Below are 23,798 nucleotides of genomic sequence, written 5' to 3' on the forward strand. Positions count from 1 at the left end.
GTAAAACATATCGCAGTAACTGAGAGAATCTGATGGATAAGGATATACGCCCCCAAAAAAATAAGCCTAATAAGCTGCCTTCTTCTCTAGCAAAAATGAAGACCGTCCAGGAGGTTCATGATTACTATCAAAAAATTATTTCTTGTATGCCAAACAATGTCTATTGGCTGGATAGAAATTGCATCACTCAGGGCTGTAATGAAAACGTACTTAAGTTTGTTGGATTAAAAAATTTAGATGATTTCATCGGAATAACCTATGAAGAGATGGGTAAAATTGCCGGCTGGCACGAGGGGCATGCGGCTATTTATAAACGGGATGACATGGAAGTCATGGCCACGGGTATTCCTAATTAAACATTGAAGATCCACCGCTTCATGATAACGATGGCAATCCAATTTATTATCTTTCTAGCCGTGTCCCTATTTTTGATGATGATAATAAAGTCATTGGAGTTGTTGGTATTTCAGTCGATATAACAAACCGCAAAAAAATTGAGGCAGAACTTAAGGAAGCTAAAAATGCAGCAGAAGCTGCAAATCAAGCAAAAACAGAATTTTTAGAAAATATGCGCCACGACATCCGAACCCCACTAACAGGGATTGTCGGTTTCTCTGAAATTATCAAATTAGAATTTGAGGATCCCAGAATTCAAGAATATGCAGATAACTTGATTGCTTCAAGTCACGCACTACTTCATCTATTGGATGAAGTATTAGAAGCCATTCGAGTAAGTTCCGGAGAAATTCCCAAATTAAGGAAAAAATTTGACCTTCATGAAACTCTGGAATATGTCATCGCACTGAATCGTGCGAAAGCAGCGGAAAAAAATTTAAACCTTAGTCTCGAAATCGATCCGATTATCCCCCGCTATCTCATTGGGGATAAAATCCGACTCCATCGAATTGCACTGGAATTGATAGCCAATGCACTAAATTTTACGGATTCAGGTTTTGTAAAACTATCTGCCCGACTAGCTAAGCGTAATAGTCGTGAATTAATTCTCAAATTAATAGTTCAAGACACTGGTATAGGCATACATAAAGATAGGCAACAAGACATTTACGTGCAATTCAAACGATTAACCCCCTCTTATCAAGGAATATACAAAGGAGCTGGATTAGGACTATCCGTCATTAAACAATTTATTGATGATTTAGGGGCTGAGATTTATCTTGAAAGCGAACCCAGAAAAGGTAGTATTTTCACTTGTTTAATTCCTCTACAAGAAGCGCTTCTAGATGATTCATCAGGAATTGATTATGCTTTAGACAAGATGCTCGAAAAACCTTATGAAACCACCTATCTTAACCCTACTCCAACAAAATCTCTAGGGCAACATCAAACACAAATATTAGTGGTTGAAGATAATGCCATTGCCCAAAAAGCAGCAAATTCCATACTCAATCGCTTAAGCTGTACCGCCGATATTGCCATTAACGGCCATAAAGCCATCGAGTTTTACAAGAATAAATCTTATGATTTAATACTAATGGATATCGGTTTACCCGATTTGGACGGTTATGAAGTTACTCGCAGGATTCGAGTTCATGAATTAGTAACAAATACACATACCCCCATTATTGCGCTCACTGCACATGCGGGTGATGAAAATAAAAAAAGATGCATCGAGGCAGGTATGAACGCAGTAATTACTAAACCACTGACAGCAAAAAGCTGTGTCGATATCCTTGATGCATTTATCCCGGGACACCATCAACCAGAAGCTCCTTCAGAGAAAGAGCGCTATCTATCTGAGTTACCTGAGGATAAAGACAATTTATTTAATCTTATAGAGTTTCCTATTTTAGATATCGAGGAAGGGATTAAAGCCACGGGCAATGAATCCGCTTTGGCCGACATGTTAAAGTTTATGATAACTGACTCACTTCCTAAAGATTTCGCCCTCATGAAAGAGGCTCATGAGGCTCATGACTGGGATAAAACACAACAGCTAGCTCATAAAATCAAAGGGGGTGCCGTATATGTAGGCACAATGAAAATAAAAATGGCTTGCCAATTTCTTGAGCGCTACTGGAAAACAGGGCAACGTGATTTGCTTGAACAGTTATACCGTCAAACCGTTAGTGTGATTGAAGAAAGTATGCTCGAAATTAGCCATTGGTTGGAAAGCCATTAATCATTTCCCCTCCTAATGATGTTTAAAGTCCATCTTCCCTATCAGTTTTGAATCGAGCAAAGTTAAAATTTAACTGGTATTCAAAACTGCACTTGTTTAAGTTCATTTGGATTAAGCAATTTAAGCCTTTCTTTCATCTCAGAGGGTGGCAATCGTTCACAACTATCCAACATGAAGCGACTAATTTAAGAGTAGATGATAATCCCCTATTGCGCGCTAGAATGATTTCAGCATACCGTTCTTTAAATTCCTCTTTAGGGTAATTGTGGTTTCTAGCTCCCAAAATAAATGCTGAACCTTAAAATACCGATAACGCTTTTTTCCCTTAATCATGTCGTTTAAGAAATTCTTTAAACCGCGGGTACCGTAGTAACAATGCCCCTTATCACCACCATAATGTTTAAAAAAGTTTCAAGAATCGAACGAGAGGACTCATTCTGCAAAAAGGTAACATGGCCAGAAAAAGGTCTTTAAAAGAACATAGCCAATAACATCAGGACGCGCCTTGAAAACATGTCGATGAGTGAATTGTGTTTCATTAACTTAAAACCGTAGAAGACAATGCTCGCTCGCCAAATCGCAATCACTAATCCAACAAGATAAATGGTGATGAGTAAATCCATTTTGGTTTGTAGTTAATTTTAAACACGAACTATACTCAGGAGAATTATAATAACATCCTCCCCACCCGACACTTTCAGCTAGGGAATTCATATCATAAAGTAACAACACTTTTATCTTCCAAAATTTCTATTTCATTTAAATTAAGCATAAAAAATCACTTGATTGAACATAATTTGTCACTTATATTTTATTTTTAACCCTCTTAATACCGTGTTAATACGGTAACAATTAGATGGTCTCGGCAATTTAATTAGTTAGCTACACGATTAATGGGACTTTTAATGGTTATCTAACTCTTTACAGTCTCCCTTCTGCAATATATTTTATGTCTTCTTCAAATGGCTTTATGATTAAGTTCGGGAATAGACCATCCTATTGATGGAATTAAGCATTTTCGGCCACTTTAATACAACCAGTATAGAACTAGATAAACAGCTAGCCTCTTTTAATTTCAGTAAGGTACAGAATCAATGCGGTCAAGGACTCTTAGTTCAATAAAATTTAAACCTGGTTATCTCTCGAGTAGGAGTTTTTTTTCAACGTCTTCTAGTAATTTCCCGAGATTTCACATGCAGCCAGATGCATCTAAAGTAAAAGATTTAATCGATTACAAAGAACAAAAGATGCAAGTCATGCGCACTAATTTTCCGAACGTGATGGAAGATTCCTTTAAGCCAGGTAGAATTGTTTACAGATTATGCGACCTTTCTCCCGAAGAAATGGTTAAAAATGGGGGATTTAAATCCGCCTCTTCACTCCACATAGCAACAACAGGATCTGGTGATAATACAGGGTCTATCTGTTTTTCATTGCTGCCTGAATGTGCCGCTATTTTTAATGACCATTTTCCGAAAGATAAAAAAAAATATATGTATGCTTGTTTATTAACTGGAACTTTTTTTGCTCCTGGGGGCAAATGGCGACAAGTAGTTATCCCAGGTTCATTTCCTATCCCTTCATTGTGGATAGCCAGAGAAGTGATAGATGTTACGCATAATAGAAAGATGATATTCGGCCCGATGATAGGTCATGTCCCCCCTCAGCAAGATATAATATGGGGAGACAGTTTTAAAGTGTTTACTAAATCTTCCTTAAACCTCCCAGATATAATCGATTATGGCCATGAAGATAAAGAGATCGAATTTGAAATAATTGATAGGCCAGACTCTAAAAAATTTCAGGAAAAAGTTATGTCGCATTACTCACAGGAATTTGTGGAGAGAGAAATAGCTGCTTCAAAATTCTCTTTATAAAAGGTAAGTTGCGAACATTCTCAATGTTCTTTTACTTTAAAAAGCCTATTTTTTATCTGTGCAGTATTCAGGACACCAATCATATTATTGACCGATGAACCTGACCTTTTAATGGAAAAGCTTTCTAAACCAACGCTATTATTGAGAGAAGAGACTCCAGCCATAACCACTAAGCCTAAATTGCTTGAAAGTCACACTGATGTTGGTCGAGAGGAGCCCTACTGTGACCGCTCCACTGCTAGCAAAAATGGTTGAACATTGAACAAAAATATTGTTTTCAGCGAAAAGCCATCCGGGCTTTCAAATAATCATACAAGATTGAATCTTCTAAAGCAGGTAACCTTTGAAAACCTTCAGTTGCATGCATTCGATAATTTCTAAGATCTGTATCAATAGACTATGTTAACCTCTTTGGGTAATAAATTGGTAACGGTTCGTCTGTCTCTTTGACTGTTGGTTCACTTTTTGGCGTAATTAATTTTAATGCGGTGGCGTTTCTTTTTTTAGCTTCATTGAGATCCTTTTCCAGGTTCTGATGGTGGCGTTTGAGTTCTTTGATCTCACTTTTAAGGTTACTAATGTTCTGAACATTTTCTGTTGATGCAGAATACGCGTCTCTGATTTGCCTGCTGAGCACAAGGCTTCTATCTTGAATACGCTGGGAAGAAAAAAAATTGTAAACCCAAAAAACTAATTGCTTAAACACATTCGCTTGCTTATTAATATCTTCAAGTCCCCATCGTTCAAGCCAAGTAAACGATTTTTCTAGAGAGAGCTTGTTGTCGTTTAACTCACCTTCTTTCTCTTTCAAACGACTTAAGTTTTCCTCATTTTCCTTAATTTTATTCACAAGCTCCTCACTTTTCTCAGTCAAGGAGTTGATGCAATCTTGGGATTCTCTGAGAGAAACGGATAGATGCCTTTTTTTAACCTCAGCAATGAGTTTTAAAAAATCTCTTGTTGAACTCTTCGCAGGTATCTCTGGAAAAAACTCCGATTCTTCGACGCTACCCTCTAGGCCCGTCTTTTGGATATAAATTTCCAGTTTTCTAATTTCGGATTGTAAGGTTTCTTCACTACCCTCTCTTAGAGTTGCCTCTGCTTCATTACAGAGTGTCTTTTCTAAATTTGTGTAAGCTTGCGCTAATTCCTGCCATTTTTTTAAACTTTTTTCAGTTACTTGAGGTGGCATTTTTTCACAATATAACTCCCGTAAAATAATTAAACGGATTCGGTATTTAAGCGATATCGATGTATCATATTTGGATGGATCCGTTGACTCTGCCCTATCCTGCTTTTCATTAAAAATAGCTCTCTCTATTACTTGCACAGAAGCGCTAGCGTATTTTTCAGTCAATTCTTTTTTTTATGTTGAGTAAATAATGATACAAATCATTAAACATAACGATCCAAATCTATTTTGTATAATGCTAGTTTAGCCTCAATTTGTTAACAGAGCATTACCCGCAAGTTTACGCGCCAAAATGTTTAAAGCAAATTCAATATAACCATTAATGTCGCTGCACTGTTTACTAATGCATTATTGGGATTAAGCATTCTTCCGATCTTCAAAATCATTTGGCATAACAGACAAGTGAAATCCCAATGCATTCAGAATCTCATTTGTATTCCTTAAGTAAGGATTTCCTTTACCTGAAATTGTTTTATATAAACTGTTTCTACCCTTAGACGCTTTTTCTGATAACTTGGTCATGCCTCCATGTGCCTCTACAACATTGCGTAATGCTTCTAAAAAACCATCAATATCACCATCATCGAGCGTTGCATTTAAATACCCAGCAGCCTCAGAAGGTTCTTTTAAGGATTCAATTAAATAATCATGATAATTGATACTCTTAGCCATGATTCTCTCCTTCTAAATAATCATTCAAATATTCTTTTGCTAGTTTAATGTCTTTGCTTTGTGTTTTTTTATCTCCAGCACAGAGCAAAAGCACAATCACATCATCTCGCTCAGTATAATAAATGCGGTAACCTGAGCCGAATTTAAATTTTAATTCACTTATCCCATCACCTAGAACTTTATACTCGCCCTGAATTTCCAATAGCGACTCTAGCTAAACGAGATTGAATGCGATGACGAATTGCAGCATCCAATGATTCAAGCCATAAGATAAATGGACAATCTCCATTATCTTTTTGGTAAATCTTTATTGTTTTTCTTTTTATTTCTTTCATAAGTTAATTGTATCCCAAGGGATACAGAAATGCAATTTTGTGCTAAGCTATTGCACTTCGATTAGCCCGGCACTTACTAATCCTAAAATAGCTCGCCGAACTTGATCACGCGAAAAACTCTGGCTTTTTATGCCTTGATGCGGCTCAACATACAGTTGCTCAGAAATAGACTGATGACTGATGCGCCTTTTGATTCCGACTATTCCGGTTTTAACGTCCATATATGGTCGTATCCCTCTTAAATAAGTCAGCTGCTGAATATGGGGTAACCCACTCATTGCCATTAATCACAAAATCCATGTATCACAAAAGGTGATATTGCAATAGTTGATTTTCATTTTTTAGGGGTAAACTTGACTGAGTTAAATATCAAAAAGGAAATTGGCAAACGTATTCTTGAGGTACGGAAGGCTAAAGGTTTGACGTTAAAAGCTCTTGGCGAGCTTGCGGGTGGTTTGAAACAAACACGGCTAACTAATTGGGAGCAAGGTGTTCGTACTCCGGGGCCGGAAGAGATTAAATCGCTTGCCCAGGCGTTAGATGTTTCGCCTGCTTATTTGATGTGTTTGTCGGATGAAAAGCAGTTTGAAGTAAAAAGCCCTAGCCAACTAATTCTGCTTTTAGATCACTGTCAAGCATGTGATGCAAAGAAACATATAAACATGCATCCAAAACAACAAGAATCAGAGAATATTACTATTTCTGTAAGTTCGGCGTTGTTACCTGACTTAAGTATTGATGCATTTGCATTGAAGATTTTGGACGACAGTATGATGCCAGAGTTCAGATTAAATGACATATTGGTCATTGATCCTGCAGTATCTCCACAACCAAGTAAATATGTAGCAGTTAAAATTGGCAATAAGATGGAGGCAATCATTTGCCAATATAAAAAGTTATCTTACACCTCACCAGAGTTTGAGTTGCATTGCATACTTTAAACGATAATTGGCCGAATATTAAAGCAGAAGATGGTCTCGAAATAGAAATTATTGGAACAGTGATGCAAAACATTCGGACATGTTAATCTGAGTAATATTTGATATAAGTCATACTCCAGCAAGACACGATAATGATTGTACACATGGCTATTATCTCTTACTGAAGATTGATATTTCCTCAAAATTCCATTATTTTCTCTCATCTTCCATAAAACAAGAAAAATAAAATCAATGAAAGATGACATCATGCTAATCAAGGAATTAGCGGAATATTTAAAAATCAATGAAAAAACAGCCTACAAATATGCGGCTGAAGGGAAAATCCCTGCATTTAAGGTTGGCGGTGCATGGCGTTTTCGTCGCGACGAAATTGATAAATTTACCAAAGGCCAATATGTTGCCACCCCTAAAAGTAGCGTTGAAGATAAATAACTGCTTATTTAAATAAGCAGGGAATAGGAATACCAGAAGTTAAATGTTAACTAATGGATATTATAATTTGTACCATGGAAAAAATAACTTATGACTGAAAATCAATTCTTAAAAAGCCTTGAAGCCAAGCTCTGGACTGCTGCCAATAAATTACTACCTTCTTTGGATGCCGCTGTTTATAAACACGTAGTGCTTGGGATTATTTTTCTTAAGTATGTCTCAGATAGTTTTGAAACTCGGCGAGAAGAGCTGCGCGTAGCGTTTGCTAATCCAGAACATGATTATTATCTGGGAGATGATATTGAAGAGGACATCATCAAAGAAGAGTTGGAAAATAGAGACTACTACACAGAGAAAAACGTGTTTTGGGTTCCTCGTGCTGCTCGTTGGCATTATTTGCAAGACAATATCCGTTTATCACTGGGTACACCATTACCCTTAGGCGGTGAATTTAAAGGTGCAGGGATACTCATTGATGATGCGATGGCATTAATTGAAGCAGAAAATCCAAAGCTAAAAAAATCCTTAAAAAGGACTTCTCTCAGTTACAGATTGATCAGGCTAAACTGGCTGATTTACTGGATCTGATCGCCACCATTCCCTTTCATTACGATGGGATGAAGTCGAAAGACATACTTGGGCATGTATATGAGTATTTCCTCGGCCAGTTTGCCGCTGCTGAGGGAAAAAAAGGCGGCCAGTTTTATACGCCAAAATCCATTGTTAATTTGATGGTCGAAATGGTCGAACCCTTCAAAGGCCGTGTTTATGACCCAGCCATGGGATCGGGTGGTTTTTTTATTTCTTCTGAAAAATTCATTGAGGAACACAGTGGAAAAATAGGCGATATCTCTGTTTATGGGCAAGAATCCAACCCTACCACGTGGCGATTGGCCGCTATGAATATGGCGATTCGCGGCATTGATTTTAACTTCGGTAAAGAACCCGCTGATACCTTTACCAAAGATCAGCATCCAGATTTAAGGGCTGATTTTGTTTTGGCTAATCCGCCATTTAACATGAAGGAATGGTGGGATGGTTCACTGGATGGAGACAGTCGTTGGAAATATGGTAAGCCTTGTGAGGGCAATGCGAACTTTGCGTGGATGCAACATATGTTGCACCACACCAGCCCTAATGGTGTAGTAGGCTTAGTACTCTCTAACGGTTCGTTGAGCACCAATACTACTGGTGAAAAAGAAGTACGCGAAGCAATCATCAAAGCAGATTTGGTCGAAGCGATTGTGGCTTTGCCATCTCAATTATTCAGTAATACTCAAATTCCAGCTTGCATTTGGATATTAAACAAAAACAAAGCTCAAAAAGGCAAATCCTTATTTATTGATGCAAGACAAGTTGGATATATGCTTGACCGCAAGCAAAGAGCTTTCTCAGATAATGACATCCATGAATTGGCTAATGTATTTCATAAATGGCGTAAAAATAATGGTTATGAAAATGTTGCTGGAAAGTATTACGAGGCTTCTACAGAAGAAATTGCAAAACATGAATATATTTTGACCCCAGGGAGATATGTAGGGGCTGTTGATGTTAAAGATTATGGAGTGAGTTTTTCGGAGAAAATGCAAGGTTTAACCGCCTTATTAGCTGAGCAATTTGCGGAATCGGCCAAGCTTGAGAAGCAGATTAGAAATAATTTATCGGAGCTTGGTTATGACCTATAGTTTAATTAAACTCACCCTTGAAGAATGCGTGGAGCAATTGATTGATTACAGAGGTAAAACTCCTAAAAAAACAGATTCAGGTATTCCTTTGATTACGGCTAAAGTTATCAAAAATGGGAAAATTCTACCACCCACTGAGTTTATTGCTGAAAATGATTATGAAAGTTGGATGCGGAGAGGTATACCAAAGGAGGGAGATGTTGTTTTGACTGTTGAAGCTCCTTTAGGAGAAGTTGCTCAACTTGATTCAAGAAAAATTGCTTTAGCTCAAAGAGTTATTACATTGAGAGGAAAAAAAGATCTTTTAAATAATACATTCCTAAAATATCTTTTGATGTCGAATGAGTTTCAGAGTGCTCTGAATGGCAGATCCAGTGGAACCACCGTTTTAGGGATAAAACAATCAGAACTTAGAAAAATTCAGTTAACTTTCCCTTCTCTATCGATTCAAAAAAAAATAGCGCACATCTTATCTACCCTAGACAACAAAATCGAACTCAACAAAAAAATCAATCAAACCTTGGAATCCATAGCGCAAGCCATTTTTAAATCATGGTTTGTGGATTTTGATCCCATTCATGCCAAGGCCAATGCTCAAAGTGAGGATGAGTACAATGCAATTGCAAAAGAGCTTGGCATTTCCAGAGAGATTTTAGATTTATTTCCCAATGAATTTGAAGAAAGTGAGCTGGGCATGATTCCCGATGGGTGGAGAGTGACAAAACTGGGCTCGCAAGTGGAAATAAAACGAGACAGCTCTCCACGCCCCATACAAAATTTTATTGTTGACACCGGTTATCATTGGCTCAAGATAGCTGATGCAACTGCTGAGCCAAGTCCATTCATCCTTAAAACTAAAGAATATATAAAAGAATCAGGTTTAAAAAATACAGTCTATTTAAAATCAGGCTCTTTGATATTATCTAACAGCGCAACTCCCGGACTTCCAAAGTTTCTTGAGATAGATGCCTGTATACATGATGGGTGGTTATATTTCTCAAAAATTAATTTTTTTACAGAAATCTACTTGTATTTTTTATTCTTAGAGCTTCGCAATGACTTTATATCCAAAGGTAATGGTAGTATTTTCACAAATTTAAAAACAGATATTTTGAAGAACCAACAAGTTATACTTCCTTCTTCAATAATTGTTAAATTATTTACAGAGATAGTTTCAACTTTTTTCAATAAAATTAAAATAAACTGCAGAGAAATCAGCGAGTTAACTTGCATTAAAGAACTCATATTACCACCACTACTGTCTGGCCAAATAGATGTATCAAATCTAAACCTGGAACCAAAACATGATTAATGAAGATCAAGTTGAACAACTGGCTATCCAATGGTTCCAAGAACTAGGTTATGATTACTTATATGGTCCCGATATTGCGTATGATGGCATAAACCCATTAAGAGCAGATTATCAATCTGTCCTCATTGAAAGGCGATTAAGCTCAGCCTTGAGTAGGTTGAATCCCAATGCGCCGGCCTCTACTATTGAAGAAGCTATAGCGAAACTTAAGAATCCACAAAAAGCCAGTCTCATTCAAAATAATTTGTCCTTTCACCACATGCTAACGCAAGGAATCGGATTGGAAGTGAAAACGGAAGATGGTTGGCAAGGTGAGCGGATTAAATTAATTGATTTTCATCACCCAGAAAATAATGATTTTCTGATCGTGAACCAGTTTACGCTGAAAGGCAGTAAGATGAATCGCAGGCCAGATATTGTAGTTTTCATCAATGGTATCCCTATCTCTGTGATTGAGCTAAAAAACCCTGCGGATGAATCTGCTGATATTTTTAAGGCTTATAATGACTTGCAAACCTACAAACAGGAAATTGAAGATTTATTCATTTTCAATGAGGCTTGCATCATTAGTGATGGAATTAATGCTCGAATCGGTTCGCTAACTGCCTCAGAAGAACGTTACATGTATTGGAGAACCGTCAAGGATGAAGCAGATAGACCTTTATTGTCCTATGAATTGGAAATTTTAATTCGTGGTTTTTTTGATAAAGCTTTGCTGTTGGATTACTTACAGTATTTCATATTATTTGAAGATAATGGCAAGTCTATTATTAAAAAAATTGCTGGGTACCATCAGTTTCATGCAGTTAGAGAAGCTGTGAATTCGGTAATTGAAGCCGCTAAGAAAAAACACCGTAAAGGTGGTGTGGTCTGGCATACTCAAGGCTCTGGTAAATCAATTTCCATGGTGTGTTTTGCCAGCAAATTGACCAAGCAAGCAGAAATGAAAAACCCAACTTTGTTGGTGGTAACTGATCGCAATGATCTCGACGGTCAGCTGTACGGCACCTTTTGCAAATCAACACAACTGCTTGGCCAACAGCCGGTGCAAATGGATAGTATCGATGCCTTACGTGAGTATCTGAGCAACAAGCCTGCGGGTGGCATTATATTCACCACCATTCAAAAATTTTCTTTGAAAAAGGATGAAGAGCATTTCCCTTTGCTGTCAGATCGGGAAAATATTGTGGTGATTGCTGATGAAGCGCATCGCAGTCAATATGGTTTTGATGCCATGCTTGATGACGATGGTAGTTTTAAATATGGCTATGCTCAACATTTACGAGACGCTGTTCCCAATGCGACCTTTCTTGGATTTACCGGAACACCTATTGAAGGTACAGATCGCGATACACGAGCTGTGTTTGGTGATTACATTTCCATTTATGATATTGAAGACGCAGTTAAGGATGGCGCAACAGTTCCAATCTATTATGAAAGCCGTTTGGCCAAACTTGATTTAGATTCTGAAATCCTCAAAGAAATTGATGAGGATGTGAGTTGTTTGGTTGAAGATGAAGAGCTGGCGAATCGAGAACAATTCAAAAGCAAATGGACGGCATTGGAAAAATTGGTTGGTGCTGAACAGCGAATAAAACAAGTAGCACATGATCTAGTTTGCCATTTTGAAGAACGAACCGCAGCCATACGCGGTAAAGGGATGATTGTTGCGATGAGCCGACATATTGCCGTTCGCATGTATGATGTCATTATTGCTGAGCGCCCAGACTGGCATAGTGAGGATCCCCTCAAAGGTAAAATAAAAATTATCATGACAGGTACAAAAAGTGACGATACCATCATGCAACCACATTTGTATTCTAAAAAAATTAAAGAAGACATTGAAAAAAGGTTTAAGGATCCAGACGATGAGCTGCAACTAGTGATCGTTCGTGATATGTGGCTCACCGGTTTTGATGCCCCCTGCGCCCATACAATGTACATCGACAAACCCATGAAAGCGCACAATCTCATGCAAGCTATTACTCGAATCAACCGGGTATTCAAGGATAAAAAAGGTGGTGTAGTCGTTGACTATATTGGAATTGCCAGTGAACTTAAGTCAGCACTCAAAGATTATGCTAATTCAGGAGGCAAAGGACGAACCACTGTAGACGTAGCCGAAGCATTGGCTGAATTTTTAAAGCGTCTAGATATTGTTCGCAATATGTATCATAGCTTTGATTATTCTGCCTATCAAACTAATGCTCATCAACTTCTGGTTCCTGCTGCCAACCATATTCTTGGTTTGGATGATGGAAAAAAACGCTATTTAGATGAGGTTCTCGCTTTATCAAAAGCATTTAGCCTATGCGCCACAACAGACGAAGCCAGAATATGCCGCGAAGAGGTTGCATTTTTTCAAGCAATCAAGTCGGTTATCCAAAAAGCATCTCGCTCTAATCGAAAAGGCATTGATAAGCAGGCCGCTATCAAACAAATCATTGATAATGCAATTATCTCTGAAGGTGTAGAAGATATTTTCGAATTAGCAGGATTAGATAAACCGAATATTGGTATTTTGTCAGAGGAGTTTCTGGAAGATGTTGCACACATGCCCTATAAAAACCTGGCAGTTGAGTTATTAGAAAAACTCATCAATGACAATATCAAAGCCAAGACCCGATGCAACGTGATTCTGGAAAAGAAATTCAGTGAACGGCTACAAGCATCAATGAACAAGTATCACAACCGTGCAATCCAAACTGCACAGGTTATCGAAGAGTTGATTCAAATGGCTAAGGACATGGCTAAAGCAACACAGCATGGCCAAGATCTTGGGTTAAATGATGATGAACTCGCTTTCTATGATGCACTGGCTGAAAATGAAAGCGCTATCCGAGAGTTGGGTGATGAAACTTTAAAGAAAATTGCCCAAGAGTTAACACTAAAACTACGTAATAGTATAAGTGTAGATTGGCAAAAGAGAGATAGTGTCAGAGCAAAAATGCGCAACTTAATTCGCATTATATTACGGAGATATAAATATCCACCAGATAAGCAAGCTGATGCAATCAATTTGGTTATGGATCAAGCAGCTGCTTTGAGTGATCAGTGGAGCCAAAGATTATGAAATTTATTTTTTATCTGTGATTAAAATGGATTTCGTATCTTAAGCACTAAAATATCAAAAAAGATTGGCAGTAAGATCTGGTTTGATCTATTACTACTTTTAATTAAATTTGTTAAAGATGAAATATCTGAGAGTGGATCTCTAGAGCCAGAAAAAAGGAATTTTATATGAAAGATAGGTAGTGTTTAAATAACTGTGTCATCTCTTTTAACTTGTTATAATTTCAACACTTAAAAGAGGTGCCCATGAGTAAGAATAAAAAGATAGATTTATCCAATTTTGATTTCAATGATTTTAAGTCTGAAGCCTTAACGCAATTAAAGTCTGGCCAGTCCCTTACTGGTAAAGACGGTATCTTAACTCCTCTGATCAAAGAGCTTCTTGAAGCAGCCTTAGAAGGTGAAATGGAGGCTCACATTTCTGATTGTCATGATTCAGGCCTAACCAATCGTCGCAATGGCAAAACATCCAAGTTAATGAAATCTACAACTGGTATTTTTGAATTAGACACTCCACGGGACAGAGAAGGACTTTTTGAGCCTGAAATTGTTAAGAAGCGCCAAACAGTATTGAATGAGTCATTAGATAATAAAGTGCTGGCCTTATATGCCCTAGGTATGAGCTATGAAGCCATTAGTGAGCACCTGGCTGAAATGTATGGTCTAGACGTATCCTCAGCTAAAATAAGCCTCATCACGGATAAATTGTTGCCTATGATTACCGAATGGCGCAATAGGTCTTTAGAGTCTATATATCCTATTGCCTTTTTAGACGCGATGCATTTTAAAGTACGTGTTGAGGGCAAAGTCACAAGTAAGGCATTTTACACGGTCCTTGCCGTTACTCCTGAGGGCAAGAAAGATATTTTAGGGCTTTATTTGTCAGAAACTGAAGGCGCGCGGTTTTGGCTTGGTGTCTTAAATGACCTTAAAGCACGAGGGGTAGAAGATATTCTTATTGCGAGTATCGATGGACTTAAGGGTTTTCCCGAAGCTATTGCTGAAGTCTTTCCTAAAACAGAAATCCAACTATGTGTAGTTCACCAAATACGAAACTCCCTGAAGTATGTTGTTAGTAAAGACCAAAAGGCATTCATGGCTGATTTAAAGCTTGTGTATAAGGCCTCTAGCAAAGATTTAGCTGAGCATCATTTGCTTGAACTAGAGGAGAAATGGGGCAAGAAATACCCAGCAGTTATGAAGTCATGGAATAATAACTGGGAGGCTTTGTCTCAATACTTCAAATACCCCGAAGAGCTAAGACGTATCATTTACACCACGAACATCGTAGAGGGGTTCCATCGCCAAATTCGCAAGTACACCAAAAACAAAGGCGCTTTCACTAGTGAAAACGCACTGATAAAGCTTATTTATTGTGCCTGCCAAAAAGTACTGGAAAAATGGAGTCAGCCCATGCACAATTGGGCGCTTATCGCGTCTCAGCTTCATATTTATTTTGAAGACCGTATGAACCTGAGACTTAGATAATCAATGAGGTGACACAGTTAGATGAACACTCTCGAAAGATAATATCACTATGTCATACCTGACAGCCTTTTTATTTGTTTTATCTCTAATTTATTATCTTGGATATTTTTATGGTTTAGGAATTCCGCCCTCTTCTATTCCATTGACAGTTATAGATATAACAAATGGAATTTGTCTAATTTACCAATTGCGTTATCTGGAATATTGGTAGGCATTATATTAAAAATGTTGTTTAGTTTTTCTAGTGATTTAAATCAATATTCTAAAAATACTGAGGAAAAAGTTCAAATTCATACTTCTGATGTTGTTTACTCTATATTTTTATTTATTATTTTCTTTATACTTTTATCGACTATTGCATTTAAGGGATTCACTTTATTGATTTCCTTTCTTGCTTTTCTGTCCTTTTTGAGTTTTATAAAATCTTTACCAATTGTTCCTATAATATTAAAAATAATAATTAACCTAATGGTTATTGTATACTCTTTGGGATTTATGTCAGGATATTTCAAGTACTACTCAACTAAAAATCTTGAGCAGATAACTTTAACAAACATGCAAATTTATCAATCTAAAATATTAGCTAATCTTTCTACAGGAATACTAGTTAAAAATAATGACCATATAGTGTTCATAAATAATTCTTTGATTCAGTCTATTGAATACTCACCCGTGCGTTCCAATTTTGATGCAAACAAAAATAAAGGTAGCTAAATTGCAATTTTTCATCTTTTTTCCATCCAGCTTTTGGGCAGATATTGGGTACTTTTCTAAAATTTTTGGGCATATTTTGGGTGATTTTTGAGCCAACGAGAAACCACAAAAGACAACTTCAATTATGAAAAATTATGGTTTAACTCATTGATTTACAAGGGTTTATGATGGTCTTTAGTGGTCTTTGATGGTTTGAATAATTGGTGGAGGCGGCGGGAATTGAACCCGCGACAATTTTTCATAACCAATTGATTTTTATGGGCTTAACTTATTTCTTACTAATTTTGGGGCGTAAATGGGGCTTTTTTGACACTCCTTACCTTCACCTAAGATCACAATCTGTGATCTCAAGTTTAAACATCTTAATTTGAGATACATTCTTGATTTCATGCAATATACTCTCTAAACTTAACAAAAAGTGTTAAGTATATAAAGTGGATTGCATTGGGGTCATTGTGAACACAACGAATTATTTGAATCATTTAGCCGCCCAAGGCCAACACTGTTTTACAACAGACGACATGATGCATGCACTTAAAATGTCACAAACAGCGGTATGGGCTGCGATTACTCGTCTTGAAAAAAAGGGTGTTATTGCTACACCTCATCGGGGATTTCATATTATTGTCCCACCTGAATTTCAACGTCCGGGCTGCCTCCCACCCGACCAGTTTATTCCTGATTTAATGACTTATTTGCAAATACCTTATTATGTTGGTCTTTTAAGTGCTGCTCAATATTATGGCGCCTCACATCAGCAAGCTCAAACTTTTCAAGTGCTTGTTCCCAAAAACCGAAAAAAAATTCAATGCGGGCAAATACGAGTTGAGTTTATTGCTAGAAAAAATATCTATGACATTCCGACGAAAAATTTTAATACACCTAAAGGCTATGTAAAAATATCGAGTCCAGAAGCGACAGCATTGGATCTGGCTAACTATCCAATGTATTGCGGAGGGCTAAGTAATGTTTTGACTACACTGGAAGAACTTGCCGAGCAAATACAACCACAGGCGTTAGAGCGCTTAGCAAATCAATTACCTTCATCACCACAGTTGCAACGGCTTGGATTTATGTTTGAAGCTGGACAATTAGATGAACTTGCTATGGTCATAGAAACTATTTTGCGAAAACGAACTATTCGTGCTGTGGCATTGGTGCCCAAAATAACGAATCAGGATATGGATAAACCCATTAATAAACGATGGAAAGTAATTCAAAATGAAATGTTAGAGAGTGATTTATGATTCCCACACGATTTATAACACAATGGCAGGCCCATGCTCCGTGGGCTTTTGAACGTCAGATAGAACAAGATCTGATAATTTGTCGAGCCTTAGTTGAATTATTTAATGATCCGCTTATCGCTGAATCGATAGCATTTCGAGGCGGCACTGCTCTGTATAAATTATTTATAGATAAACCAGCGCGATACTCTGAGGATATTGATTTGGTTCAATTAAAATCAGAACCCGTCGGCCCTGTCTTAGATGCCATTCGCACCCATTTAGATCCTTGGTTAGGAAAGCCAAACAGTAAACGCTCTCAAGGTAGGGTCGCCTTGACCTATCGTTATGTGGCTGAGGGATTGCCAGCCATTCCTATGAAGTTAAAGATAGAAATCAATACCCAGGAACACTTTACAGTGCTGGCTCATCATCAAAAATTGTTTTCCATATCATCTGACTGGTTTAGTGGTGAAGCAAAAATTTTGACTTATCAGTTGGAAGAATTGCTTGGAACTAAACTGCGTGCGCTGTATCAAAGAAAAAAGGGAAGAGATTTATTTGACCTGTGGTATGTGGATAGCCAGATTGAATGTAATCATCAAGAAATTGTCCGAATTTTCCAGCATTATGTACAGCAACAAAACCTTACCATTAGCAAGGCTCAATTTGAAGAAAATATAGCGCAAAAAATGTCATCTGAACTTTTTATTCGTGATATGGAGCCGTTGTTGGTGTCTGGTTTAAACTGGGACATTAATGATGCAGCGAAGCATGTAAAAGAGAAGCTTCTTTCCTCTTTGCCAGGTGAGTCATGGAAAGGTGCTGAATGATAATGCTACTTGTTTGCCATGCTAGACAATGGTGAGACCCATTCATTCACTGTTGTATATCCTGCTATGGTTGATGTGTCAGGAATCCATCTACCATAATTTTTAATAATCATTTCTGTATCTTTATGTCCCATTTGCTTCGCAACCCATAAAGAATTTTCGCCAGCGGAAAGCATCATAGAAGCATAAGTATGGCGAGTCTGATATGGGTTGCGGTAGCGAACTCCTGCCTTTTTTAAAATATGAGCCCAGCAGGTTTTTCGAATTTGGCCGTCTGTTTCCCAAGCTGTGTTAGTGCGAGGGTTATAAAAAACACGTGTCCCTTCAAGGAAAGTAAATTTTTTTTGATTTTGCAGAGCTTCTAATGCTGGCGGAAGTAAAAGCACATCGCGTTGACCTGATTTTGTTTTAGTGCCTTTTTCTTTTTTAAGAACCACGGCCCTTGATACCCTTACAATCCCATTTAACCAATCAATATCGCCCCATTCTAAAGCAATAAGCTCAGAAGTACGTAAACCGCTATAAAAAGCAAATTGGAATAGATTCCTTGCTTGATCTTTAGCCTCCGAAAGAATGGCTTTAATTTCTTCCTGATTAAATGGATCTACCTCCCAATTACTGATGCGAGTTTTTTTATCAACTAACTTAGATAAAACCAATCTATCTAAAGGGTTTGATGTAATCATTCCATCATTTAATGCTTGATCTAAAGTATTTCTTAATGGGGTTAGAATATTTCGTATTGTTTTTAGCGTCAATTCGAGTTTTGTCACATAATTACGAATGATCATAGATGACAGATCTTTTATAGGAATATTGCCAAATGCTGGGTATAAATGTGCTTCACATGCTTTTCTATAGCCATTAAAAGTACTGGGCTCAAGTGTTTTTTCAGCAATTTCCATATATTCTTTGAGCAACTCACCCACAGTAGATTTCACTACTGAATAGCCAAACATTTTTGACCTTTGAGAATTTGGGAAATAATCCTGATAATTAAAAGTACCCAGACTAATGGCGTTTAGAATTTCACCTCTCAACCTTTCGGCATATTTAATATTTGCTTTGGTTGGTTCAATTTTTAAAGTTTCACGACATCTAACACCACGATACGTAAAATCAATTCTAATGCATTTACTGGAATCTAACCCTCGAACACTTATCCCACGCGCAACCGGATATTCGTTGCTTTGTTGCCGTTTTCCACCCATCGTTCAACCTCAACTAAATTAATCCATATGTTACCATCGGGCCCCACTTTACATTGTACACCATCTAACCACATACCTCGCTTTCGTTTGGCGTGAACTGCATTAGAAGTGTCCCCCGATATTTCGCAATATTTTTTTAGCTTTACCCAATTCATAATTAAACTCCGTTATATCCATCCTTGTTTATTCAGCATCTATATTGCTTTAGGTTTTAGCAGCAATATGAACTCGTACAGTTTTATTAATTTTAATTCTGAGGCAAAATTCGCAGGAAGAATTTCATCGCAATAAATAGAGTGAATATTTTTAATTGAGGTATCACATAAATCTGCAATATTTTTTAAAGTGTAGTTTGTTGATTCAAGTAAATACTGGATTATTCCTCTGTAAATGTGCAACTTAGAAGTGTTTTCCATTCAAAACCCCTATTTTCTCCAATCCTTAAGATTATCTCCCTGATTTTTAAAAAACTCTTATTTGTGGGAGTGATAATCCATGCTACTATTGAGCAAAATTATTCTTGTTTTGAACTAATTATTAGCTTTAAATGAATAATTTTATTCGTTATAAGGGTAATTTATACTTTTCCTATTAAGCTTGTCAATTTATTTTTGAATACTTTTATTCATATTGTGAATTAGTAATGACCATATCAACCCTAAGTAGTAATTTAAAACAATTAATGCGGACCCATGGGAATCTATCTGTTAGCGAGTTGGCAAGGTTAACTAATATCCCGCAGCCAACGATCCACCACATGTTATATGGGTCTACAAAAAACCCCAGGAAAAAAGCTTTAGAAGCCCTATCTAATTATTTTTCTGTCTCAATCGAACAGTTAATTGGAGAAGAGGAGTTGCCTCAAGTTATTCCTGAGAATATCAAAGAGGATTTACAGCTCAGAACTATCCCTATTATAGAGTGGGATACGCTAAAGCATTGGCCGAATGATAAAGACAAAATTAAATATTCAAAAGAAATATTGTTAGAGAAAAGAATAGCCCCAGATTCTTTTGCGGTAATTGTAAAAAATTCTTCCATGGAGCCTTTGTTTCCTTTAAATACCCTTTTAATTTTTGATGTGGGTAAGGTCCCACAAGATAGAGATTTTGTCATAGCGTATATCGAAGAAAATAATAATATTCTATTTAATAGACTATTTACTGAAAATAACGAACTCTATCTTAAACAGAATTTAGAAGATGGAAATTTTAAACTCATTAAGCTACGTAAGACTATTGATAAGATTATTGGAGTCCTTATTGAAGCGAGGATTCAATATTGACAGGCTGGGCAGCACAGTCATTGTTATCATCTAAATTAAGCATAAATGGATTAAAATTTGTGTGAATGTCGTAATGATCTATATGTTCAACTTTCTTCAGATACCTTACAAGTAACCAGGCTGGAAAAGCCATAATTAGTGCAGAACACATTTTCCAAAAATAACCACAAACCATCATCCATCCTAAGCTATGTTCTGCCATTTTTCCAAAATAATTCAAAATATCTACAATCACGGTGAGAAGTGCTTGGCCAAACGCTGTTGATAGTAAGCTTCTAAATACGAAAAATTTCCCTTTTAAAAAAATCTTCCATTTCGCAAGCAAATAGACGTTAGTTAATTCACCAACTAACAACCCTATCAAGCCTGACCCTACATATCGTATAGTAGGGTCGAACACAATTTGATAGGCTTCTGCATCATTAAAAAAATTTGGGGAGGATAAGTGGGAAACAGTTATAACTATAAAAGAGAAAATGAATTCCGCTAAAACACCTATCCAGATGAATAATCTTGGGTAAGCATAGCCATATACTTCTCCCACAATATCACATATGCAGAAAGTGATGGGGAAAACGAAAATACCTCCAGGAACTAGCATTGGCCCTATTTGGATTATTTTACCTGCCAAGCATACGGTAGATAATAAAAAAATTAGATATAATCCTAAGAAAAAATAAGGATATTTGTATTGCTTCCTACGTGATAAAGTCTCTAGTACTGCGTTACCCAAAAATAACTCCTAACTTTTTCTCTGTATGAGTTGATATTCTTTTGTTGTCTCTCGAACACCTGCCATATATCCAATTCTATTAGCTTCAACAGGATCGAATTTAGCAATAATATCTTTATCCCTCGACAATTCAGACGGTGATTTTTTAGTTGTTGTTCGGTTTTTTTTGGACTTTATTACTAGAAGATACTCGTCTACTTCCGGTGTCATTTGCTGTACTACAATAGAATAGTCCGGTTTTAAATTTTCAACGGTAGCCATAAATGTAAGGGTACGAACAGTTTTAGTATCTAATCCTTCAATAAGTTCATTATCAAGTACAATATCGCTGATATTTTTTTCTATTGTATGTCTCTCAGATAACTTTACTACTGCTTTTGTAAAACCCGTTTTTTTACATTCATAAATATCTACTATCTCATATTGAGACCTATTTGTGGTTTCTGCAACAAATTCCTTAAACATTAAGAATAACCAATTATACCAACTTATTTTTTGACTCATAATTTAATAGCTCCTATTGCACCAACACTTTCCTTACCCTCTTCTGGTAGTAGTAAATCTTCTGGGAATTGACCCTGTCTATTTATATAAGCGGAATGTTCTATATCGAAGCCTGTTCTAGATAAACTCCGCTCTAGCACTTCCTTTGTAATCCAGTGGACAAATTTAGGTAATGATGCAGCTCTACCACTACTTTCGTATTCTGCTGGATTGGTAATTTCACCAGGCCATTCTACACCGCTTTCGATTCTTCTATTTAATTCAGGAAGAAATCGTTGCCAGTTTTTTAAATAGGGAGTTTCACAGACAATGTATATTTTTCCACCTGGGGCTAATAATTTTGATAAAAGAAATAGCGATTCCTCTATCTTTGTACCCCTAAAAAAATGTAAAACACGGCAAATTAGAATTGCGTCAAAAAATCTTTCAGGTAAACCCATTAGCTCTTCAGGGAGTGCACCCGGGATAAGAACAAGCTTGTTGCTATCTCCAGTTATGGATTCGATTTGTCCTTCATTCATTTCTATGAAACGCCTTCGTACCACAGCTAAATTGGCTGGTTCTATATCATTACAAAAAACCGTTGCACCTTTTGCTATAGCTTCCAAAGTTGCAGCACCAAAAGCCGCTCCAATTTCAAGAACTTTACCTCCACATTTTGAAGCAATTGCTGCATGCTGAATAAATTGCTGAGAAACAGGATCACATGGTGTAGTAGTAAAACCACCAAAAGGGTTAAGTGTCTTAGTAAAAATGCCTGTAAATTCATTTTTTCCTGGTACTTCTATTCGAGAAATACTTTTAGGATCGATTATTACGCCATTCTCATTATCAACAGCAAAATCCTTCATTTCTTTAACAAGCCAGGGAAGATCATGTTTTGGCTGTGAAACAGTTGAAAATTCATCGAACAATTGTTTCGTTAAATCGATTTGGGATTTATATGACAAAAGAAAGGTAACTGTAGGTGTACCAAAATGCTGCTCCCACCTTTTAGCTTTAATAGCACTTAACGCTCGTTTTAAAATAAAATTATCAATGTCTAAATGGCGGTAATACCCCTCAAATAAAATGGAAGCGCTTGTCATCTTAAGCGATTCCTCCATTGAATCATTTATAAGAAGCCTCTCCAATTCGGTCAGAAAATAATAATTTTTTTGGTATTGTTCCGATGAGTTATCTACATTCTGCAGACTGTTAAAAACTTCTTTTATAGCTTTGCAAAATTCTGAGGCATCCATTCAATTTCTACATCCGAGGTATATGTGTTTAAAAACCTCAGAAAATATATAATGTGTCACACTAAATTTCAATAATTTTATTCAAATTGCATCTGCTGATATAAAAAATAAACCGATCAAAAAAAGCTGATTGAAACAAACCATATCCTTTAACTAATAACTAAAAAGAGTCATTAATCGCTTGAGGATAACAAATCCATTACTTACGACCGCAAACAGCACGCTAAAATCTTAAGTTTTAAGTTCTGCCTTCTCTTGAAAATCACTCCACCAATGATTGTCCAACTACTTAAGCCTATATTTGGAATATAGTCCCTGTTTCTTGATTATTTAAAAGGTTTCAGCAAATGACGATTGTAAACAATAAAGCAAGGTTCTCTTTCTTTCTGCTCGGTAATCCAATGAATTACTGCTTTTACAATAGAAGTGGTCATTGGTCTTATAATATACCAATTGATATTAAGCTCGATTGCTTTTAAAACATAAGACGGAATTTTATAAGAAGTTACTATTATGAACTGGGCTTTTGTGTTGATCGTATGATTTCTTATGGCAAGAATCACTTCAAATCCATCAAATCCATACTCAAGATCAGGATCTACAACAATGACATCGTACAAACTTTCACTAGCCTTTTGTAAGGCAATATTGCCATTTATGGCAATATCCACTTTAGCATCCTGATTTTCCAAAAGCATTTTCTCAACTTTTTGGATTATCCCGTTTGCTTGAACAAGTAGAATACGCAACTCCATTGCATTCATCCTTAGGCATTATTGTGTAAAGTTTAGCCTATGTTGTGTCTGAAAAAGAAATGCATTTTTTTACAAATAGTTACATTTTCTATCTATCAAAACAGAAATATAACTGAAATTGATGATAAAATTATCATCATAAAATAAAAT

23 protein-coding genes and 2 pseudogenes are annotated in these 23,798 nt (G+C 36.7%); 14 read left to right on the plus strand and 11 right to left on the minus strand.

Annotated features, from left to right (window positions below):
- Positions 1–32 precede the first annotated feature (32 nt).
- The 3 genes from LMI_RS14980 to LMI_RS13610 all read left to right on the plus strand — a co-directional run bounded on the left by LMI_RS14980 (position 33) and on the right by LMI_RS13610 (position 4,017).
- Complete coding sequence (locus LMI_RS14980; protein WP_052679591.1) at positions 33–356, plus strand: hypothetical protein; 324 nt, start codon at positions 33–35, stop codon at positions 354–356.
- 212 nt (positions 357–568) lie between these two features.
- The gene (locus tag LMI_RS13605) at positions 569–2,140 is read left to right on the plus strand and encodes a response regulator (RefSeq protein ID WP_052679592.1); all 1,572 of its coding nucleotides are present in this window, start codon (positions 569–571) and stop codon (positions 2,138–2,140) included.
- Positions 2,141–3,333: 1,193 nt separating this feature from the next.
- Positions 3,334–4,017, plus strand: coding sequence for a hypothetical protein (locus LMI_RS13610; RefSeq protein WP_045100275.1), 684 nt, complete (start codon positions 3,334–3,336; stop codon positions 4,015–4,017).
- Between the two features lie 397 nt (positions 4,018–4,414).
- On the opposite strand, the gene LMI_RS13615 is transcribed toward LMI_RS13610, so the two are convergent.
- The 5 genes and pseudogenes from LMI_RS13615 to LMI_RS13630 all read right to left on the minus strand — a co-directional run.
- Positions 4,415–5,374, minus strand: coding sequence for a V-type ATP synthase subunit I domain-containing protein (locus LMI_RS13615; RefSeq protein WP_058393268.1), 960 nt, complete (start codon positions 5,372–5,374; stop codon positions 4,415–4,417).
- Between the two features lie 192 nt (positions 5,375–5,566).
- Entirely contained in the window at positions 5,567–5,881 is a 315-nt protein-coding gene (locus tag LMI_RS13620) for an addiction module antidote protein (protein ID WP_045100277.1), read from the minus strand.
- Positions 5,874–6,083, minus strand: coding sequence for a type II toxin-antitoxin system RelE/ParE family toxin (locus LMI_RS15690; protein WP_231852170.1), 210 nt, complete (start codon positions 6,081–6,083; stop codon positions 5,874–5,876). Before LMI_RS15690 ends, LMI_RS13620 begins: the two co-directional genes overlap by 8 nt.
- Positions 6,061–6,216, minus strand: coding sequence for a hypothetical protein (locus LMI_RS15695; RefSeq protein WP_231852171.1), 156 nt, complete (start codon positions 6,214–6,216; stop codon positions 6,061–6,063). Before LMI_RS15695 ends, LMI_RS15690 begins: the two co-directional genes overlap by 23 nt.
- Positions 6,217–6,266: 50 nt before the next feature.
- Positions 6,267–6,500 (minus strand): annotated as a pseudogene (locus LMI_RS13630) (hypothetical protein); the annotation flags it as partial.
- Positions 6,501–6,569: 69 nt separating this feature from the next.
- On the opposite strand from LMI_RS13630, the pseudogene LMI_RS13635 reads away from it, so the two are divergent.
- The 10 genes and pseudogenes from LMI_RS13635 to LMI_RS13675 all read left to right on the plus strand — a co-directional run bounded on the left by LMI_RS13635 (position 6,570) and on the right by LMI_RS13675 (position 17,919).
- A pseudogene (locus tag LMI_RS13635) lies at positions 6,570–7,243 on the plus strand (helix-turn-helix domain-containing protein).
- A 145-nt stretch (positions 7,244–7,388) separates the two neighbouring features.
- Positions 7,389–7,589, plus strand: coding sequence for a helix-turn-helix domain-containing protein (locus LMI_RS13640; RefSeq protein ID WP_045100279.1), 201 nt, complete (start codon positions 7,389–7,391; stop codon positions 7,587–7,589).
- A 90-nt stretch (positions 7,590–7,679) separates the two neighbouring features.
- Positions 7,680–8,177, plus strand: coding sequence for a type I restriction-modification system subunit M N-terminal domain-containing protein (locus LMI_RS15700; protein ID WP_231852173.1), 498 nt, complete (start codon positions 7,680–7,682; stop codon positions 8,175–8,177).
- A gap of 29 nt (positions 8,178–8,206) precedes the next feature.
- Positions 8,207–9,274, plus strand: a complete 1,068-nt coding sequence (locus LMI_RS13645) for an N-6 DNA methylase (RefSeq protein ID WP_231852174.1) — start codon at positions 8,207–8,209, stop codon at positions 9,272–9,274.
- Positions 9,264–10,586, plus strand: coding sequence for a restriction endonuclease subunit S (locus tag LMI_RS13650; RefSeq protein ID WP_045100280.1), 1,323 nt, complete (start codon positions 9,264–9,266; stop codon positions 10,584–10,586). The genes LMI_RS13645 and LMI_RS13650 overlap by 11 nt, the downstream gene beginning before the upstream one ends.
- On the plus strand, positions 10,579–13,659 hold the full coding sequence (locus tag LMI_RS13655; RefSeq protein ID WP_197540463.1) for a type I restriction endonuclease subunit R: 3,081 nt from the start codon (positions 10,579–10,581) through the stop codon (positions 13,657–13,659). The genes LMI_RS13650 and LMI_RS13655 overlap by 8 nt, the downstream gene beginning before the upstream one ends.
- Before the next feature lie 245 nt (positions 13,660–13,904).
- Complete coding sequence (locus tag LMI_RS13660) at positions 13,905–15,146, plus strand: IS256 family transposase (protein WP_045098241.1); 1,242 nt, start codon at positions 13,905–13,907, stop codon at positions 15,144–15,146.
- Between the two features lie 171 nt (positions 15,147–15,317).
- The gene (locus tag LMI_RS13665; RefSeq protein ID WP_143000983.1) at positions 15,318–15,860 is read left to right on the plus strand and encodes a hypothetical protein; all 543 of its coding nucleotides are present in this window, start codon (positions 15,318–15,320) and stop codon (positions 15,858–15,860) included.
- A gap of 455 nt (positions 15,861–16,315) precedes the next feature.
- Positions 16,316–17,107, plus strand: coding sequence for a type IV toxin-antitoxin system AbiEi family antitoxin (locus LMI_RS13670; RefSeq protein WP_045100282.1), 792 nt, complete (start codon positions 16,316–16,318; stop codon positions 17,105–17,107).
- Positions 17,104–17,919 (plus strand): nucleotidyl transferase AbiEii/AbiGii toxin family protein, encoded by an 816-nt coding sequence (locus tag LMI_RS13675; protein WP_052679593.1) that lies wholly within the window; start codon positions 17,104–17,106, stop codon positions 17,917–17,919. Before LMI_RS13670 ends, LMI_RS13675 begins: the two co-directional genes overlap by 4 nt.
- Before the next feature lie 5 nt (positions 17,920–17,924).
- On the opposite strand, the gene LMI_RS13680 is transcribed toward LMI_RS13675, so the two are convergent.
- Positions 17,925–19,130, minus strand: a complete 1,206-nt coding sequence (locus LMI_RS13680) for a site-specific integrase (RefSeq protein ID WP_045100283.1) — start codon at positions 19,128–19,130, stop codon at positions 17,925–17,927.
- Complete coding sequence (gene xisR / locus LMI_RS15445) at positions 19,079–19,285, minus strand: excisionase family protein (protein ID WP_074454213.1); 207 nt, start codon at positions 19,283–19,285, stop codon at positions 19,079–19,081. Before xisR ends, LMI_RS13680 begins: the two co-directional genes overlap by 52 nt.
- 488 nt (positions 19,286–19,773) lie before the next feature.
- Here xisR and LMI_RS13690 point away from each other — a divergent pair, with 488 nt between their 5' ends.
- Entirely contained in the window at positions 19,774–20,415 is a 642-nt protein-coding gene (locus LMI_RS13690) for a LexA family protein (protein ID WP_045100285.1), read from the plus strand.
- Here the strand turns inward: LMI_RS13690 and LMI_RS13695 are convergent.
- The 4 genes from LMI_RS13695 to LMI_RS13710 form a co-directional block, all read right to left on the minus strand.
- The gene (locus LMI_RS13695; RefSeq protein WP_045100286.1) at positions 20,390–21,148 is read right to left on the minus strand and encodes a queuosine precursor transporter; all 759 of its coding nucleotides are present in this window, start codon (positions 21,146–21,148) and stop codon (positions 20,390–20,392) included. The two genes, LMI_RS13690 and LMI_RS13695, sit on opposite strands and share 26 nt — an antisense overlap.
- A 9-nt stretch (positions 21,149–21,157) precedes the next feature.
- Positions 21,158–21,652, minus strand: a complete 495-nt coding sequence (locus LMI_RS13700; RefSeq protein WP_045100287.1) for a hypothetical protein — start codon at positions 21,650–21,652, stop codon at positions 21,158–21,160.
- Complete coding sequence (locus LMI_RS13705; RefSeq protein ID WP_045100288.1) at positions 21,649–22,893, minus strand: class I SAM-dependent methyltransferase; 1,245 nt, start codon at positions 22,891–22,893, stop codon at positions 21,649–21,651. Before LMI_RS13705 ends, LMI_RS13700 begins: the two co-directional genes overlap by 4 nt.
- Positions 22,894–23,219: 326 nt before the next feature.
- Positions 23,220–23,648, minus strand: a complete 429-nt coding sequence (locus tag LMI_RS13710) for a response regulator (protein WP_045100289.1) — start codon at positions 23,646–23,648, stop codon at positions 23,220–23,222.
- Between the last annotated feature and the right edge of the window lie 150 nt (positions 23,649–23,798).

The sequence above is a fragment of the Legionella micdadei genome, assembly GCF_000953635.1.
Lineage (GTDB): Bacteria > Pseudomonadota > Gammaproteobacteria > Legionellales > Legionellaceae > Tatlockia > Tatlockia micdadei.